The sequence below is a fragment of the Bradyrhizobium sp. BR 1433 genome (assembly GCF_051547665.1).
GTDB lineage: Bacteria > Pseudomonadota > Alphaproteobacteria > Rhizobiales > Xanthobacteraceae > Bradyrhizobium > Bradyrhizobium australafricanum.
In genome coordinates this window covers 7,828,125-7,843,358 of record NZ_JBPUGG010000001.1, presented here as the reverse complement: position 1 = coordinate 7,843,358, position 15,234 = coordinate 7,828,125, and the positions used below count along the sequence as shown (strand labels likewise).

Here is a 15,234-nt window from a genome sequence, read left to right as displayed (position 1 = left end):
CGCTTGCCCGCGTGTCGTGATGGGTTTCGCTGCGCGCTACCCGTCCTGCTTGGTCTCCAGTTCCCGCTTGTAGGACGCGTAGTTCGGCTGGTCGACGGCGAGCTTGTCCAGCGTGGTCTGCCAGAGATGCTCCGATAGCCCCGGCGTTTTCAGATCGACCTCGCCGCCTGCGATCTTCTCCGACAGCACGCGGTTCAGCTCCATCAGCGTCCCGTCGGCGCCCAGCAATTGCTTCAGCCGCGCGGCCTCGGTCGCATCGCCGGCCTCGGCGAGCGCGAGCTGCCGCGTCACCAGATCGAGCGCGTTGATGCCGACACGCAGCTTGAAGCCGTTGTGCCCCTTGATCGCGGGCGCGATCTCGCTGCGCAGGAAATCGGCGACGGCCTTGATCAGTTCGGTGGGTGTCGGTTCGTCCTGCATGTCACTTGCTCTCTTTCTGGCGCATGATCGGTTCCGAAAACCGGTCTCCAGGTTTCGGAATCATGCGCGCGGCGCCAGCAACCGCAGCAGATCGATCTCGGTTTCCGACGCGCGCCGCCCTATCATGGCGCGCTCCATCGAGTGATCCGGGCCGCTTCGGAAGCGCTGCATCATGCCGCAACACATCACGCCCCAGCGCAGCGTGCCCATCACTTCCCAGAACATCACGCGCTCGGGGTCGGCCTTGCGGCCGGCTTCTTCATAGCCCGCGAACAAATCTTCGCGCGTGCCGAAACCGCCGACCGGCTTGTCGATCTCGCCGAAGCGCCATGAGTTGACGCAGATCCATCCGAGATCCTCCATCGGATCGCCGGTATGCGCGAGCTCCCAGTCGAGCACCGCGCGCACCCCGTCGTGACCGATGATCAGATTGCCGTGGCGGAAATCGCCATGCACCAGAGTCGTCTCCGACGACGGACCGGGATCGTGATCGCGCAGCCAGCGCAGCGCCAGCTCGAACACCGGCCGCGGCCAGTTGAAGCTGTGATACTCGCGAGAGATCCTCGATCTCCCTGGTCGCGGTCAGGCTGCGCAGCTTCGGCAGTTTGGCCTGCGGCAAGCCATGGATGCCGGCGATGACGCGGCCGAGCTGGCGGGCGAGAATCGGCCGCGCGCCAGCGAATTCCTCGTCGCGCAAAATTTTCCGCGCGATGGTCTCGCCTTCGACCCGCGCCATGATGAAGCCGCGGCCAAGGCCGTCCTCCGGCCTCAGGACATGCATCACCTTCGGCGACGGCAGGCCGGCGTCATGCGCGAGCTGCATCAGCGTCGCCTCGGCATCGAGGCCGGCGGCGCGGCCCGGCGCGGCACCGTAGCCCGGCGGCGCGCGGCGCAGGATCGCGCCGACAGTGCCGTTCGGATGCACGATGTCGAACGTCCAGGTCTCCTGGCTGGCGCCGCCGGAGAGCTTTGCGGCGCCGGTGACGCCGGTCGCGCCCGGATGAAACGAGGCGACGCAGCGGGTGAGTTCGGTCTCGATCATTTGCCCTTGAACTTCGCCGGCCGCTTCTCGAGGAAGGCGGTGACACCTTCCTTGAAATCCTCGGCGCTGCCGGCAAGGCGCTGCGACTCGAATTCCAGATTGAGCTGATCCTCGAGGGTATTTTCCGGGCTGTCCCAATAGAGCTTGCGGATCAGCGACAACGCCACCGTCGGGCCGTTGGCGAGATCGTGCGCGAGCTTCATGGTTTCTTCCATCAGCGCGGCGTCGTCATAGACGCGGTTGACGAGACCCCACTCCAGCGCCTTCTCGGCCGGCAGCCGCTCGCCGAGCAGCGACAGCTCGACCGAGCGCGCCTTGCCGATCAGCCGCGGCAACAGCCAGGTCGAGCCGCAATCCGGCACCAGGCCGATGCGGCGGAACGCCTGCAGGAAATAGGACGAGCGCGCGCACAGGATGAGGTCGCCCATCAGGGCGAAGCTCATGCCGGCGCCGGCGGCCGGGCCGTTCACCGCCGTCACGATCGGACAGTGCAGCTTACGCAATCGGCGCAGGAACGGATGGAACGCGGTCTCCAGCGCCGCGCCGGCATTGCTCTTGCCGGGCTTCTGCTGGTTGCGGCCCTGCAGATTGGCGCCGGTGCAGAAGGCACGGCCCGCGCCCGTGATCACCAGGCAGCGCACCTCGTCGCGCTTGTCGTCGATCGCATCGAGCGCCTCGGCAAGCCCGCCCAGCATGTCGATCGAGACCGCGTTCATGACTTCCTGGTGGTCGAGCCTCAGGATCGCGACCGATCCGTCGAAGTCGAGCGTGACGTGTTTGAACTGCATGGTTTCCTCTTCACCTTGTTTCGGCGGCGGGTACCGCGGTAGGTCGATGCTTCGACCCATATTTGATTTTTGTGCCGGGCTTGTCCATGGTCGGCGGCAAGCCCATCCGTGAACGCGTGATTAGCGCGCACCAAACCAAATGGAAACCCCAATGAGTGGCATCTTCGATCTCACCGGCCGCGTCGCTGTCATCACCGGCGGCAATGGCGGCATCGGCCTCGGCATCGCGCAGGCGCTGAACGCCGCCGGCTGCAACGTCTCGATCTGGGGCCGCAACGCGGAAAAAAATGCCAACGCCGCGGCCTCGATGAAGGCCGGCCCAGGCAAGGTCGCGACGCAATTCTGCGACGTCAGCGATCCCGGCTCGGTCAAGACCGCGATGAAGGCGACGCTGGACACCTTCGGCCGCGTCGACGGCTGCTTCGCCAACGCCGGCATCGGCGGCGGCGGACGTAGAGCCTTCATCGACCGCACCGAGGAGGAATGGCGCAAGATGTTCGCGACCAATCTCGACGGCGTGTTTCACGTATTCCAGGCTGCGGCACGCCACATGACCGACCGCGCCGAGGCCGGCGACAAGTTCGGCCGGCTGGTCGCGACCTCGAGCCTCGCCTCGCTGTTCGGCACCGCGCGCAACGAGCACTATGCCGGCACCAAGGCGGCGCTGAATGCGCTGTGCCGTGCGCTCGGCGTCGAACTCGCGCGCCACGGCGTCACCGCGAACGCGATCTTGCCGGGCTGGATCAAGAGCGACATGACCGCCGGCATCATGGCCAACGACAAGTTCGTCGCCAATGTGATGCCGCGCATCCCCCTGCGCCGCTTCGGCGAGCCAAGCGATTTCGGCGGCATCGCCGTCTACATCATGAGCAAGGCGTCGTCCTATCATACGGCGGATTGCTTTGTGATCGACGGCGGGTACACGGCGTTCTAGCCCGGCTCTTGCCGCATCAACGCCGTCGTCCCGGCGAAGGCCGGGACCCATACGCCGCGGCGGATGTTGTGAACGGGACTCGTCGTACCAGCATCGCACCACAAATGACATCGGTGGTTATGGGTCCCGGCCTTCAACGGGACGACGCTGAATATGTGGCGCGCGGTTGAGTCATACATCCGCACCCTCGCGGCGCAGTTGCGTGACGTGGAATGACGGCCGGAGAGTGACGGATAGAACAACGCGCGACGCAGCGTCGCTTCCGTCGTGGCAAAACTGCTGCTAGCGTTTGGGCCGCAAGGGACGCAATGAGGCGGCTTTTAACAAGCAGGGAGGATATTTCAGATGTTTTCACACGTGATGGTTGGCACCAACGATCTCGACAAGGCCAAGGCATTTTATGATGCGCTGCTTGGCACGCTTGATGTCCGGCCGGCCCGGGTTGACGGTCACCGCATCATGTACCTCACCAAGGCCGGCATTTTCATGGTGTCCAAGCCGATCAACGGCGAACCGGCGACGCATGCCAATGGCGGCACGATCGGCTTTGCCTGCTCTTCGCCAGAGCAGGTCCATGCCTGGCACGCGGCCGGCGTCGCCAATGGCGGCAAGCCTTGCGAGGACCCGCCGGGCGTACGGGAAGGTTCTGGCGTGAAGCTCTATCTCGCCTATCTGCGCGACCTCGACGGCAACAAGATCTGCGCGATGCATCGGATGAGCTAACCGGCGTCCGCCGGACTCTTTTCACGCTGTACGCGGCGGCGTTCAAACAACGTTTGAAACGCCGTCGCGAAATTCCGCGATGCGGTAGAGGTGATCGGAAAATCGGTACTCGCGCTTCGCGTCGCACGCGTCTATTGTCCGCCGCGAAACGCGCCTTCGCGAGGGAGAAAAGACAGTGAAACATGCCTATGTGCCGCGCACCACGAACTACACGCTCAGTCCAGGCGACGAGCTCAATGACCTGCGCATGTCGGACAAGGTCCGCCCGCTCTACGACCATGTGAAGCAGTTCATCCGCGACACGGTCGACCCGATGTCGGTCGAGTTCTATCGCGCCGGCGAGAAGAAGACCAACCGCTGGAGCTTCACGGACGAGCAGCTCGCGATCCTGCAGAAGGCCAAGGACAAGGCCAAGGAAGTCGGCCTCTGGAACTTCTTCCTGCCCGATGCAGAAACCGGCGAAGGCCTCAACAACCTCGACTACGCCTACATCGCCGCCGAGCTCGGGAAGAGCCCGCTGGCCTCCGAGACCATGAACTGCTCGGCGCCCGACACCGGCAACATGGAGGTGCTGGAGCGCGTCGGCACCAAGGCGCAGAAGGAGAAGTGGCTGAAGCCGCTGCTCAATGGCGAGATCCGCTCGGCCTATGCGATGACCGAGCCGAACGTCGCCTCCTCCGACGCCAAGAACATCTCGACCACCGCAAAGCTCGTCGGCGACGAGTGGGTGATCAACGGCGAGAAGTATTACATCTCCGGCGCCGGCGATCCGCGCTGCAAGATCATGATCGTGATGGTGAAGACCAATCCCGACGCCGCGCCGAGCAAGCAACAGTCGCAGATCCTGGTGCCGATCGACACCCCCGGCGTCGAGATCCTCGGGCCCATGCACGTGTTCGGCCACGACCACGCGCCGCGCGGCCACATGCATCTGCGCTTCAACAATTGCAAGGTGCCGAAGGAAAACATGCTGCTCGGCGAAGGCCGCGGCTTCGAGATCTCGCAGGTCCGCCTCGGACCGGGCCGCATCCATCACTGCATGCGCACCATCGGCAAGGCCGAGAAGGCGCTCGACATGATGGTGCAGCGTGGCCTGACCCGCGAAGCGTTCGGCAAGAAGATCGCCCATCTCGGCGGCAACATGCAGATCATCGCCCAGGCTCGTTGCGAAATCGAGGCTATGCGGCTGATGGTGCTGAAGGCGGCCAAGGCGATGGACGTGCTCGGCAACAAGGAAGCCCGCGTCTGGGTCTCGATGGTCAAGGCCATGGTGCCCGAGCGCGCCTGCAAGGTGATCGACCAGGCGATCCAGATGCATGGCGCCACCGGCATCTCGCAGTGGTCGCCGCTCGGCGAAATGTACCAGGACGTCCGCCATCTCCGCTTCGCCGATGGTCCGGACGAGGTGCACTGGATGGTGGTCGGCCGCCACGAACTGAGCATGCCGTAGTCTTGTCTTCCCCTTCTCCCCGCGTGCGGGGAGAAGGTTGGGATGAGGGGGAGTCTCCGGGAAGTCGGTGAGAGACGGGATTCGCGGAGAGTCCCCCTCACCCGGATTTCAAGCTACGCTTGAACTCCGGCCTCTCCCCGCAAGCGGGGCGAGGCAAGCAAGAAGTCCTCCGATGGAATATTCCCCAAGCGACCTCACCCAGCGCGAACGCTACAAGGTGCTGACCTCCTTCGTACTGCCGCGGCCGATCGCCTGGGTGACGAGCACGAGCGCGGACGGCGTGGTCAATGCGGCGCCGTTCTCGTTCTTCAATGTGTTCTGCGAGGATCCGCCGCTCTGCATGTTCGCGGTCAACCGCAGGCCCGACGGCCGCGAGAAGGACACCCTGGTCAACATCCAGCGTCTCGGCGAATTCGTGGTCAACCTGACCGACGAGCCCCTGGCGCAAGCGATGCATGAGACCTCCGGCGACTTCCCGCCCGAGATCGGCGAGCCCGATTATCTCGGCCTCAAGCTCGCGCCGTCGAGCAAGATCGCGGTGCCCCGGCTTGCGGATGCGCCGTTCGCGATGGAATGCAAGACCTGGAAGCTGATCGACGTCAATGGCGACCGCCAGCTGATCATGGGCGAAGGCATCCATTTCCACATCCGCGACGAATTGTGGGACCGCGAGGCGATGCGCGTCCACATGGAGCGCTACCACCCGATCGGCCGCATGTTCGCCGACCGCTACTGCCGCACCGACGACCGCGTGGTGTTTCCCGCGGCCGAGGGCACAAAGAAATAGAGGATCAGACAATGAGCGAAACATTCCGCGACAACGAAGCGCAGAGCCGGTTCGAGCTCGCCGTCGACGGCTCAACCGCTTTCGTGGTCTACCGCAAGACGCCGGACACGATCACGCTTGTGCACACCGAGGTGCCACCGGAGCTTGGCGGCCGCGGGATCGGCTCCAAGCTCGCACGCGCCACGCTCGACGCCGTCCGCGCGCAGGGCATCAAGCTCGTCGTGAAATGCGAATTCATCCAGGACTTCATGAAGAAGCATCCGGAGTATGACGATCCGTTGGGGTGATCGCAGGGCGGGTTGGCAAAGCTGTCATTTCGTCACGACGCCACCGGCTCGCCGATCTTGTCCTGCGTCTTCGTTTCGAAATCGCTGGCGTCGTGGCGCTCATGGAGCTGGCTCGACGGCTCGCCCCAGGTGCGGTTGACCATGCGGCCGCGCTTCACCGCCGGCCGTGCCGCGATCGCGTCGGTCCAGCGCTGCACATTCTTGTAGTCCTGCACCGAAAGGAATTCGCCGCCGCCGTAAAGCAGACCCTTGGCAAGACTGCCGTACCACGGCCACACCGCCATGTCGGCGATGGTGTAGACATCGCCCGCGAGATACTCATTGTCGGCGAGCCGTCGGTCGAGCACGTCGAGCTGGCGCTTCACTTCCATCGCGAAGCGGTCGATGGCGTATTCGATCTTGGTCGGCGCATAGGCGTAGAAATGCCCGAAGCCGCCGCCGAGATAGGGCGCGGCGCCCATCTGCCAGAACAGCCAGGAGAAGGTTTCGGCACGGGTCTTGACGTCGGTCGGCAGGAACGCGCCGAATTTTTCCGCGAGGTAAACCAGGATCGAGCCCGACTCGAACACCCTGATCGGCTCCCTCCCGCTGCGGTCCATCAGCGCCGGGATCTTCGAGTTCGGATTGACCGCGACGAAGCCGCTGCCGAACTGGTTGCCGTCGATCTTGATCAGCCAGGCGTCGTACTCCGCGCCCTTGTGACCCACCGCCAGCAGCTCTTCCAGCATCACGGTGACCTTGACGCCGTTCGGCGTCGCCAGCGAGTAGAGTTGCAGCGGATGGCGGCCGACCGGCAGTTCCTTGTCGTGGGTGGGACCGGCGATCGGCCGGTTGATGCTGGCGAAGCGCCCACCGCTCTCCTTGTTCCAGGTCCAGACTTTCGGCGGCTCGTAGGCAGGAATGTCATTCACGTCGTTGGCTCCCGATTCATGTTCTTGCTAGGTGGCGCGGCGGCGCCGTGCCCATCCCCATGTCCGCACTAGATGGTGCGCGGGCTGCGCTTTGCCCACCCCGCGGATCGCATTTTCTATCCAGCGGAATGCGCTGCTAGGGATGCAGCCGGAGCAGCGCCTGCACGCAAGATCGCCGTGGCCGAAACCCGCTTGGCTTCGCGGACCGTGATGCGCTAGCGTTGCAACGGCTGACGCCAACAAGCACAAGAAGCAGCCGCCGGGAGAGAACCAGTCCATGAAATCACCGATCTGCGACATGCTCGGGGTAGACTTCCCCCTGCTCGCCTTCAGCCATTGCCGCGACGTGGTGGCGGCGGTCAGCCGCGCCGGCGGCTTCGGCGTGCTCGGCGCGACCGCGCATTCGCCGGAGACGCTGGAGCAGGAGTTGACGTGGATCGACGCGCATGTCGACGGCAAGCCCTATGGCATCGACGTGCTGATCCCGGAAAACATCTCGACCGCGGGCGAGAAGAACGTCACCTGGAAGAGCCTCGAGGCGCGGGTCTCGCAGGAGCATCGCGACTTCACCCGCAATCTCTTGAAGAAATACGACATCGAGCTGACCAGCCGGAACGTCGCCGACAACCAGCCGCAGCCGTTCGACGCCGAGACCGCGCTGCAACTGCTCGAGGTCTCGTTCCGGCATCCGATCCGGCTGATCGCGAATGCGCTCGGCGTGCCGCCGAAGGCGATGATCGAGATGGGGCGCAAGCACGGCGTGCCGGTGGCGGCGTTGGTCGGCTCCAAGGAGCACGCGCTGCGCCAGGTCGCGGCCGGTGTCGATATCCTGGTCGCGCAGGGCACCGAGGCCGGCGGCCATTGCGGCGAGGTCTCGACCATGGTGCTGGTGCCGGAGGTGATCAAGGCGGTCAAAAAGATCCGCGACGTGCCGGTGCTCGCCGCCGGCGGCATCATGACCGGCAGCCAGATGGCGGCCTGCATGGCGATGGGCGCGGCCGGCGCCTGGACCGGCTCGGTGTGGCTGGCCACGGTGGAATCGGAGACCTCGGAGATCTTCCGCGAGAAGATGATCGCGGCTTCCTCGCGCGACGCGGTGCGCTCCAAGGGCCGCACCGGCAAGCCGGCGCGGCAGCTCCGCTCGGTCTGGACCGACGCCTGGGACCGCTCGCCGGAGAGCCCCGGCGCGCTGCCGATGCCGCTGCAAAGCATCATCAGCCGCGACGCCTTCAACGCGATCGACCGCGCCGCAGCTGGTGGTAACGAGAAGGCCCGCGATCTCGTCAGCTATTTCGTCGGCCAAGGCGTCGGCCTGATCGACAGCGTCAAATCCGCCGGCGCCGTGGTGCAGGAGTTCAAGGAAGAGTTCGTCGAAGCTGTCGAGCACATGAACGCGCTGGTGGCGGAGTGACGATCCCTCCCCGCCGTCATTGCGAGGAGCGAAGCGACGAAGCAATCCAGCTTTCCCCGTGTCGGAACATGGATTGCTTCGCTTCGCTCGCAATGACGCCCATAACGACCATCGAGTCCAAGACCGCAGAGTGAACCAACAAGAATGTCGAACAGCATCCCCGAAGACCGCATTCCCGTCATCGTCGGCGTCGGCGAAATTGTCGATCGTCCGAAGGACATCGCCGCCGGCCTCGAGCCGCTCACGCTGCTTGAGGAGGCGCTGAAGCGCGCCGAGGCGGACAGCGGCGCCAGGCTGCTGTCCGACGTGCAGTCGCTCGACGTCGTCAACTTCCTGAGCTGGCGCTACCGCGATCCCGAGAAGCAGCTCGCCGCACGGCTCGGCATTCAGCCTTCGCATCTCTATTACGGCCCGGTCGGCGGCGAGAGCCCGATCCGCTATCTGCACGAGGCTGCGCAACGCATTGCGCGCGGCGAATGCAGCGTCGCCGCGGTCTGTGGCGCGGAGGCGCAGTCGACGGCGACCAAGGCGCAGCGTGCCGGCGTGGAGCTGCCGTGGACGCCGTTCGCGCACGACGTGGAGGAGCCGAAGCGCGGCGCCGCGTTCCAGAAGCCGATGGCCGTGAGCCTCGGCGTGTTCAGGCCGATCACGGTCTATCCGCTCTATGAATCCGCAACATCGGCGCATTGGGGCCAGACGCCGCGCGACGCGCTGAAGGAATCGGGCGAGCTATGGTCGACCTATGCGCGCGTCGCGGCCGACAATCCGAACTCGTGGCTGAAGAAGACGTTCACCGGCGACGAGATCACCACGGCCACGCCCGACAACCGGATGATCGCCTGGCCGTATACAAAGCTGATGGTGGCGAACCCGACGGTGAACATGGGCGGCGCGCTGATCCTGACCAGCCTCGCGAAGGCGCGCGCGGCCGGCGTGCCGGAGGACAAGCTGATCTATCCGCTCGGCGGCGCCTCGGCGGAAGAGCCGCGCGACTATCTGATCCGCGATCAGTTCGTCGAAAGCCACGCGCAGACCGCGGTGCTGAAGGCGGTGATGGATCTCGTCGGCGGCGACGGCAAGAAGTTCGACGCGATCGAGCTCTATAGCTGCTTCCCCTGCGTGCCGAAGATGGCGCGCCGGACGCTCGGCCTCGGTGCCGACGTGCAGCCGACCGTGACGGGTGGTCTGACGTTCTTCGGCGCGCCGCTCAACACCTACATGACGCACTCGGCCTGCGCGATGGTGCGCAAGCTCCGAAGCGGCGGCACGCTCGGCCTGCTCTATGGCCAGGGCGGCTTCGTCACCAAGCATCATGGCCTCGTGCTGTCGCGCGCGGCGCCGAACGTCGCGCTCGAGCAGGACACGTCCGTGCAGGCGGAGGCCGACCGCAACAGGCGCAACGTGCCCGACTTCACCGCCGAGGCTGCGGGAAAGGGCAAGGTCGAGGCCTTCACCGTGATCTATCGCGCCAATGGCGAAGTCGAGCATGGCGTCACCATGCTGCGCACCGAGGACGGCCGGCGCGCGCTCGGCCGCATCCCGGCGAGCGACACGGCGACGCTGGCCTATCTGCAGGACATGGACCGCACGCCGGTCGGTACCACCGGCGACATCGTCACCGCCGGCGATGGCATGCTGGAATGGCGGGTGGGCTGACAATTCCTGCCACGCCGCAAAATCCGCCGTCATCCTGAGGTGCGAGCGGAGCGAGCCTCGAAGGATGGGCTGCGAACACCGTCGTGATCCCATCCTTCGAGGCGCGCAAGGGCGCGCACCTCAGGATGACGGCAGAGCAAGCGGCTTGAGGTGAGAGGCAGGAACGAGCTTACCTGTCATCCCCTACCCCTTCACGTCCTGCTTTTCGGATGCCGTGGTCGGCTTGCCCTTGGCGCCGGCACCGGTGACGCGGACATGGTCGCCGTCGGCGAGGCCGTCCGGCGGGGCGGTGATGATGCGATCGTCCGGCGCGAGGCCGGTGGCGATCTCGATCTCCTTGCCGAGGTCGCGGCCGATCTTCACGGTCTTGAACAGCACCTTGTCGTCAGGACCGACGGTTGCGACCCGCAGGCCACTGCTGTTGAAGATCAGCGCGCTGGCGGGAATGCTGAGCGGCGTGGATTCGCGCTGCAGATTGAGCTTCACGCTGGCATAGCTGCCCGGCATCAATTCGCCGGAGGAGTTGTCGAGCCCGAGTTGCATCCGCGTCGTGCCGGAGGCGACATCGACCGCCTGCGAGGAGGCTTCCACCGTCGCCTGGAAGGTGCGGTTCGGGTAATCCGGCAGCGCCAGCGTCGCCTTGGCGCCGATCTTGATCGCCGGGACGTAGTTCTGCGGCACGTTGACATAGACGCGCAGCTTGGTGATGTCCGAGATCGTGAACATCGCCGGGCCCGAGTTGCCGCCGGCGTTGATCAGCGCGCCGACGTCGGTGTCGCGCGAGGTCACCACGCCGTCGAACGGCGCCGTGATCTTCTTGTATCCGGCGAGCGCTTCCAGCCGCTCGACATTGGCCTGGCCGGCCTTGACCGCACCGTTCTTGTTGGAAAGGTCGGCGGTGCGCTCGTCGATCTCCTGGGCGGAGACGAAGTTCGAGGCCACCAGCGTCTTGCGCCGGTTCAACGTCGGCCTCGGAGAGCTTGGCCGAGGCCTGGGCGCTGGCGAGATCGGCGCGCGCCTGCAGCAATTGCTGGTCGAGGTCGGGCGCCTCGATCTCGGCGATCACCTGGCCGGCCTTGACGCGGGCGCCGATGTCGGCGTCCCAGTTCTTGAGATAGCCGGACACCCGGGCATAGATCGGCGCGCGGGAATAGGCCTCGAGCCGGCCCGGCAGGTCGATCGTGGGGCTCAGCGCCTTGGCATTGGGCAGCGCCACCGCGACGGTCGGAATGGCCTGGTCGTCGGTCCATTCCTTCAGCCGCGTGTCCTGTTCCTCACGGGCGCGGATCCCGGTGCCGACGATCAGGCCCGCCCCGACCAGGGCCACCACGCCGAAGATGCCCAGCTTCCGGCGTGAGACCGGGGGGCGCTTTTCAGTGGGCGGCATGCGGAATCTCCGATGAGGCGGCGGCTTTGGCGCCTTGCTTCTTGTGTACCATACTGAATACCACGGGAACAAACATCAGCGTCGCGAAGGTGGCGAAGATCAGGCCGCCGATCACGGCCCGGCCCAACGGCGCGTTCTGCTCGCCGCCCTCGCCCAGCCCCAGCGCCATCGGCGCCATGCCGATGATCATGGCAAGCGCGGTCATCAGCACCGGGCGGAACCGGACGAAGCCGGCTTCCAGGGCCGCCGCGACGGGATCGCCGAGTTCCTCATAGCGCTCGCGGGCGAAGCTGATCACGAGCACGCTGTTGGCCGTCGCCACACCCATGCACATGATGGCGCCGGTGAGCGCCGGAACCGACAGCGTGGTCTCCGTCGTGAACAGCATCCAGACAATGCCGGCGAGCGCAGCGGGCAGCGCCGTGATGATCACGAACGGGTCCGACCAGGACTGGAAGTTCACGACGATCAGGAAGTAGATCAGCACGACGGCGCCGAGCAGGCCGAACAAGAGGCCGGTGAAGGCCGAGTTCATGGTCTGCACCTGGCCGAGCAGCACCACGGACGAGCCCTTCGGCACCTCCTTGGCAGTGTCGGCGATCAGCTTGCGCACGTCGGTCGCGACGCCGCCGAGATCCCGGCCTTGCGTCGTGGCGTAGATCTGCACCAGCGACTGGATGTCATATTGCGACACCACCGCACTCGAGGTCGCGCGCTTGATGTCGGCGATGCCGCCGAGGATCGGTGCCTGGGTGTTGCCGGTCGCGGTGATCGGCAGGGTCTGCAGCGCGCTCAGCGAGTCGATCTGGTATTGCGGCGTCTGCATCACGATCGAATACGACACGCCGTTATCGGGATTGAGATAATAGGTCGGCGCCACCTGCGAGGAGCCGGCGAGGTTGACCACCAGCGAGTTGGTGACGTCGCGCTCGGTCAGGCCGACATATTGTGCGCGGGTGCGGTCGACATCGATGTTGAAGGTCGGGTTGTTCGGCGACTGCTGGATCCGCGCATCGGCGATGCCGGGGATGCGCTTGATCCCGGCCAGCAGCTTGTTGGCATAGGCGAAGTTGGCCTCGAGATTGGCGCCGCGGATCTGCAGGTCGATCGGCGCCGGCGCGCCGAAGTTCAGGATCTGGCTGACGATGTCGGCCGGCAGGAACGCGAAGCTGGTGCCCGGGAACAGCCGCGGCAATTGCTCACGCAGTGCGCGGACATGCTGTTCGGTCGGCTTGTGGCCTTCCTTGAGGCGGATCTGGATGTCGCCATCCTGCGGACCGATCACGCCGGTGTTGTTGTAGGTCATGTTGATGCCGGAGATCGGCATGCCGATGTTGTCGGTCATGGTCTCGATCTCGCCGGGCACCAGCTTGCGGATCGCCTTCTGGATGTCGGCGAGCTGGTTGGCCGTCTCCTCGACGCGGGTGCCGACCTGGGTGCGGACATGCATCAGGATGTTGCCGGCATCGACCGACGGGAAGAAGTTGCGCCCCAGGAACGGCACCAAGAGGAACGACGCGGCGACGACCGCGAGAAAGCAGCTCACGAACACCGTGCGATAACCGAGCGCCATCGCGAGCAGGCCGCGATAGCCGGCGCGGATGCGCTCGAACCGCGCCTCGAAGCCGCGCTGGAACCAGACCAAAGGATTGCGCGACTTCGGCGGCGCGCCCTCATGATGCACATGCGCCTGCAGCAGATAGTTCGCCATGGTCGGCACCAGGGTGCGCGACAGGATGAACGACCAGATCATCGCGAACATCACCGCTTCGGCCATCGGCACGAACAGGAAGCGCGCCACGCCGGTGAGGAAGAACATCGGCACGAACACGATGCAGATACAGAGCAGCGAGACGAAGGCCGGCGTCACGATCTGGTTGGCGCCGTCGAGGATCGACTGCTCGACCGGCTTGCCCTGCTCGAGGTGATAATTGATGTTCTCGATCGTCACCGTGGCGTCGTCGACCAGGATGCCGACCGCGAGCGCGAGGCCGCCGAGCGTCATGATGTTCAGCGTCTCGCCGATCAGGGACAGCATGATGATGGCGCCGAGCACCGACAGCGGGATCGACACCGCGATGATGACGGTCGAGCGCCAGCTGCCGAGGAACAAGAGGATCATGATACTGGTGAGCAGCGCGGCGATCACGCCCTCGAAGGCGACGCCGGTGATCGCGCCGCGGACGAACACCGACTGGTCGCCGATGAAGCCGATCTTGAGCGCATCCGGCATCTGGTCCTTGACCTCGATCACCTTCTGCTTGATGCCGGAGATGATATCGAGCGTCGAGGTGGCGCCGGCCTTCAGCACCATCATCAAGACCGAGCGGTTGCCGTCGACATGGACGATGTTGGTTTGCGGCGGGTTGCCGTCGCGGACCGAGGCGACGTCACGCACATAGACCATCGCGCCGTTGACCTGCTTGATCGGCAGGTCGCCGAGCTCCTCGAGCCGCAGCGGCGAGTTGTTGAGGTTGATGGTGTATTCGAAATTGCCGATCTTCTGCGTGCCGACCGGCGTGATCAGGTTCTGCGCGGCGAGCGCGTTGGCGACGTCCTGGCCCGACAGGCCGCGCGCCTGCAGCGCGGTCGAATTGAGATCGATCTGGACCTGGCGCTGCTTGCCGCCGAACGGATACGGGATCGCCGCACCAGGCACCGTGACCAGCGGCGTGCGCAGCTGGTTGATGCCGATATCGGCGAGGTTCTGCTCGGTCAGTCCCTCGCCCGACAGCGCGACCTGGATGATCGGAACCGTCGAGGCGCTGTAGTTCAGGATCAGCGGCGGCGTCGCGCCCGGCGGCATCTGCTTGAGCAGGGTTTGCGAGATCGCGGTGACCTGCGCATTGGCGGTGCGGATGTCGACGTTGGGCTGGAAGAAGATCTTGATGATGCCGACGCCGTTATAGGAATTGGCGACGATGTGCTCGATGTCGTTGACGGTCGTGGTCAGCGCGCGCTGGAACGGCGTGGTGATGCGGCCGGACATCTGGTCCGGCGGCAGGCCGGTGTACTGCCAGACCACGCCGATCACGGGGATGCGGATGTCCGGGAAGATGTCGGTCGGCGTGCGCAACGCCGCCAGCGGTCCGATAATCAACAGCAGGATCGCGAGCACGACGAAAGTATATGGCCGGCTCAGCGCGATACGGACCAGTGCGATCATAAAACAAGCGTTCCCGAAATGAAGCCCGCCCAGGCAGAGGAATCGACATTGCAAAAGCCGTTCCGTAGCGGCCGATTTACCCGATGCCGGGCAAAACGCCAACCCGCGGAGCCGCGGCGGCTTTCACTTCCTCGGCATAGTGCGTGAGGCTGCGCGCTCCGAGCGACCATGCCGGGCGCAGTGCCGCCGATCGCGTGCGGATCATCGTCAAAAAGAGACGGCTCTGCTGCGAATGCGAGCCGGCCGAGGATGCTATTTCGGCCGACGCGAGG

General features: G+C 65.3%; 11 protein-coding genes and 2 pseudogenes. 7 read left to right on the top strand and 6 right to left on the bottom strand.

The window, feature by feature from the left end; genetic code table 11:
- Window positions 1-36: 36 nt before the first annotated feature.
- From ACSKB9_RS37700 to ACSKB9_RS37690, 3 genes and pseudogenes are all read right to left on the bottom strand, one after another.
- Window positions 37-420, bottom strand: coding sequence for a DUF6285 domain-containing protein (locus ACSKB9_RS37700; RefSeq protein WP_438079476.1), 384 nt, complete (start codon window positions 418-420; stop codon window positions 37-39).
- A gap of 60 nt (window positions 421-480) precedes the next feature.
- Window positions 481-1,462 (bottom strand): annotated as a pseudogene (locus tag ACSKB9_RS37695) (phosphotransferase family protein).
- Complete coding sequence (locus ACSKB9_RS37690) at window positions 1,459-2,250, bottom strand: enoyl-CoA hydratase/isomerase (RefSeq protein WP_018270541.1); 792 nt, start codon at window positions 2,248-2,250, stop codon at window positions 1,459-1,461. The pseudogene ACSKB9_RS37695 and the gene ACSKB9_RS37690 overlap by 4 nt, the downstream one beginning before the upstream one ends.
- A 151-nt stretch (window positions 2,251-2,401) precedes the next feature.
- Between ACSKB9_RS37690 and ACSKB9_RS37685 the strand changes: the two genes are divergently transcribed.
- The 5 genes from ACSKB9_RS37685 to ACSKB9_RS37665 all read left to right on the top strand — a co-directional run bounded on the left by ACSKB9_RS37685 (window position 2,402) and on the right by ACSKB9_RS37665 (window position 6,431).
- Entirely contained in the window at window positions 2,402-3,184 is a 783-nt protein-coding gene (locus ACSKB9_RS37685) for an SDR family NAD(P)-dependent oxidoreductase (protein ID WP_016845858.1), read from the top strand.
- 345 nt (window positions 3,185-3,529) lie between these two features.
- On the top strand, window positions 3,530-3,907 hold the full coding sequence (locus ACSKB9_RS37680; RefSeq protein ID WP_057015741.1) for a VOC family protein: 378 nt from the start codon (window positions 3,530-3,532) through the stop codon (window positions 3,905-3,907).
- A 175-nt stretch (window positions 3,908-4,082) separates the two neighbouring features.
- Window positions 4,083-5,357, top strand: a complete 1,275-nt coding sequence (locus tag ACSKB9_RS37675; RefSeq protein WP_076827195.1) for an acyl-CoA dehydrogenase family protein — start codon at window positions 4,083-4,085, stop codon at window positions 5,355-5,357.
- A gap of 172 nt (window positions 5,358-5,529) precedes the next feature.
- Window positions 5,530-6,144 (top strand): flavin reductase family protein, encoded by a 615-nt coding sequence (locus ACSKB9_RS37670; protein WP_225648500.1) that lies wholly within the window; start codon window positions 5,530-5,532, stop codon window positions 6,142-6,144.
- Between the two features lie 11 nt (window positions 6,145-6,155).
- Window positions 6,156-6,431, top strand: coding sequence for a GNAT family N-acetyltransferase (locus ACSKB9_RS37665; RefSeq protein WP_438079475.1), 276 nt, complete (start codon window positions 6,156-6,158; stop codon window positions 6,429-6,431).
- 32 nt (window positions 6,432-6,463) lie between these two features.
- On the opposite strand, the gene yghU is transcribed toward ACSKB9_RS37665, so the two are convergent.
- Window positions 6,464-7,342 (bottom strand): glutathione-dependent disulfide-bond oxidoreductase, encoded by an 879-nt coding sequence (gene yghU, locus ACSKB9_RS37660; protein WP_438079474.1) that lies wholly within the window; start codon window positions 7,340-7,342, stop codon window positions 6,464-6,466.
- A 277-nt stretch (window positions 7,343-7,619) separates the two neighbouring features.
- On the opposite strand from yghU, the gene ACSKB9_RS37655 reads away from it, so the two are divergent.
- Together ACSKB9_RS37655 and ACSKB9_RS37650 are read left to right on the top strand one after the other, a co-directional pair.
- A complete protein-coding gene (locus tag ACSKB9_RS37655) occupies window positions 7,620-8,753 on the top strand; it encodes a nitronate monooxygenase (RefSeq protein ID WP_438079473.1) in 1,134 nt (377 codons plus the stop codon).
- 144 nt (window positions 8,754-8,897) lie between these two features.
- Window positions 8,898-10,409 carry an acetyl-CoA acetyltransferase gene (locus tag ACSKB9_RS37650; RefSeq protein WP_438079472.1) on the top strand — a complete coding sequence of 504 codons (1,512 nt, stop codon included), beginning with the start codon at window positions 8,898-8,900 and terminating at the stop codon, window positions 10,407-10,409.
- A 183-nt stretch (window positions 10,410-10,592) separates the two neighbouring features.
- Here ACSKB9_RS37650 and ACSKB9_RS37645 read toward each other — a convergent pair.
- Both ACSKB9_RS37645 and ACSKB9_RS37640 read right to left on the bottom strand, forming a co-directional pair.
- A pseudogene (locus ACSKB9_RS37645) lies at window positions 10,593-11,796 on the bottom strand (efflux RND transporter periplasmic adaptor subunit).
- On the bottom strand, window positions 11,783-14,962 hold the full coding sequence (locus tag ACSKB9_RS37640; protein ID WP_438079471.1) for an efflux RND transporter permease subunit: 3,180 nt from the start codon (window positions 14,960-14,962) through the stop codon (window positions 11,783-11,785). The pseudogene ACSKB9_RS37645 and the gene ACSKB9_RS37640 overlap by 14 nt, the downstream one beginning before the upstream one ends.
- Window positions 14,963-15,234 lie beyond the last annotated feature (272 nt).

Bases quoted from the DNA above. Each gene is read 5' to 3' on its own strand.
- ACSKB9_RS37700 (WP_438079476.1), bottom strand. From the start codon at position 420: ATGCAGGACGAACCGACACCCACCGAACTGATCAAGGCCGTCGCCGAT.
- ACSKB9_RS37680 (WP_057015741.1), top strand. From the start codon at position 3,530: ATGTTTTCACACGTGATGGTTGGCACCAACGATCTCGACAAGGCCAAG.
- ACSKB9_RS37640 (WP_438079471.1), bottom strand. From the start codon at position 14,962: ATGATCGCACTGGTCCGTATCGCGCTGAGCCGGCCATATACTTTCGTC.
- ACSKB9_RS37650 (WP_438079472.1), top strand. From the start codon at position 8,898: ATGTCGAACAGCATCCCCGAAGACCGCATTCCCGTCATCGTCGGCGTC.
- ACSKB9_RS37690 (WP_018270541.1), bottom strand. From the start codon at position 2,250: ATGCAGTTCAAACACGTCACGCTCGACTTCGACGGATCGGTCGCGATC.
- ACSKB9_RS37670 (WP_225648500.1), top strand. From the start codon at position 5,530: ATGGAATATTCCCCAAGCGACCTCACCCAGCGCGAACGCTACAAGGTG.
- ACSKB9_RS37665 (WP_438079475.1), top strand. From the start codon at position 6,156: ATGAGCGAAACATTCCGCGACAACGAAGCGCAGAGCCGGTTCGAGCTC.
- ACSKB9_RS37655 (WP_438079473.1), top strand. From the start codon at position 7,620: ATGAAATCACCGATCTGCGACATGCTCGGGGTAGACTTCCCCCTGCTC.
- ACSKB9_RS37685 (WP_016845858.1), top strand. From the start codon at position 2,402: ATGAGTGGCATCTTCGATCTCACCGGCCGCGTCGCTGTCATCACCGGC.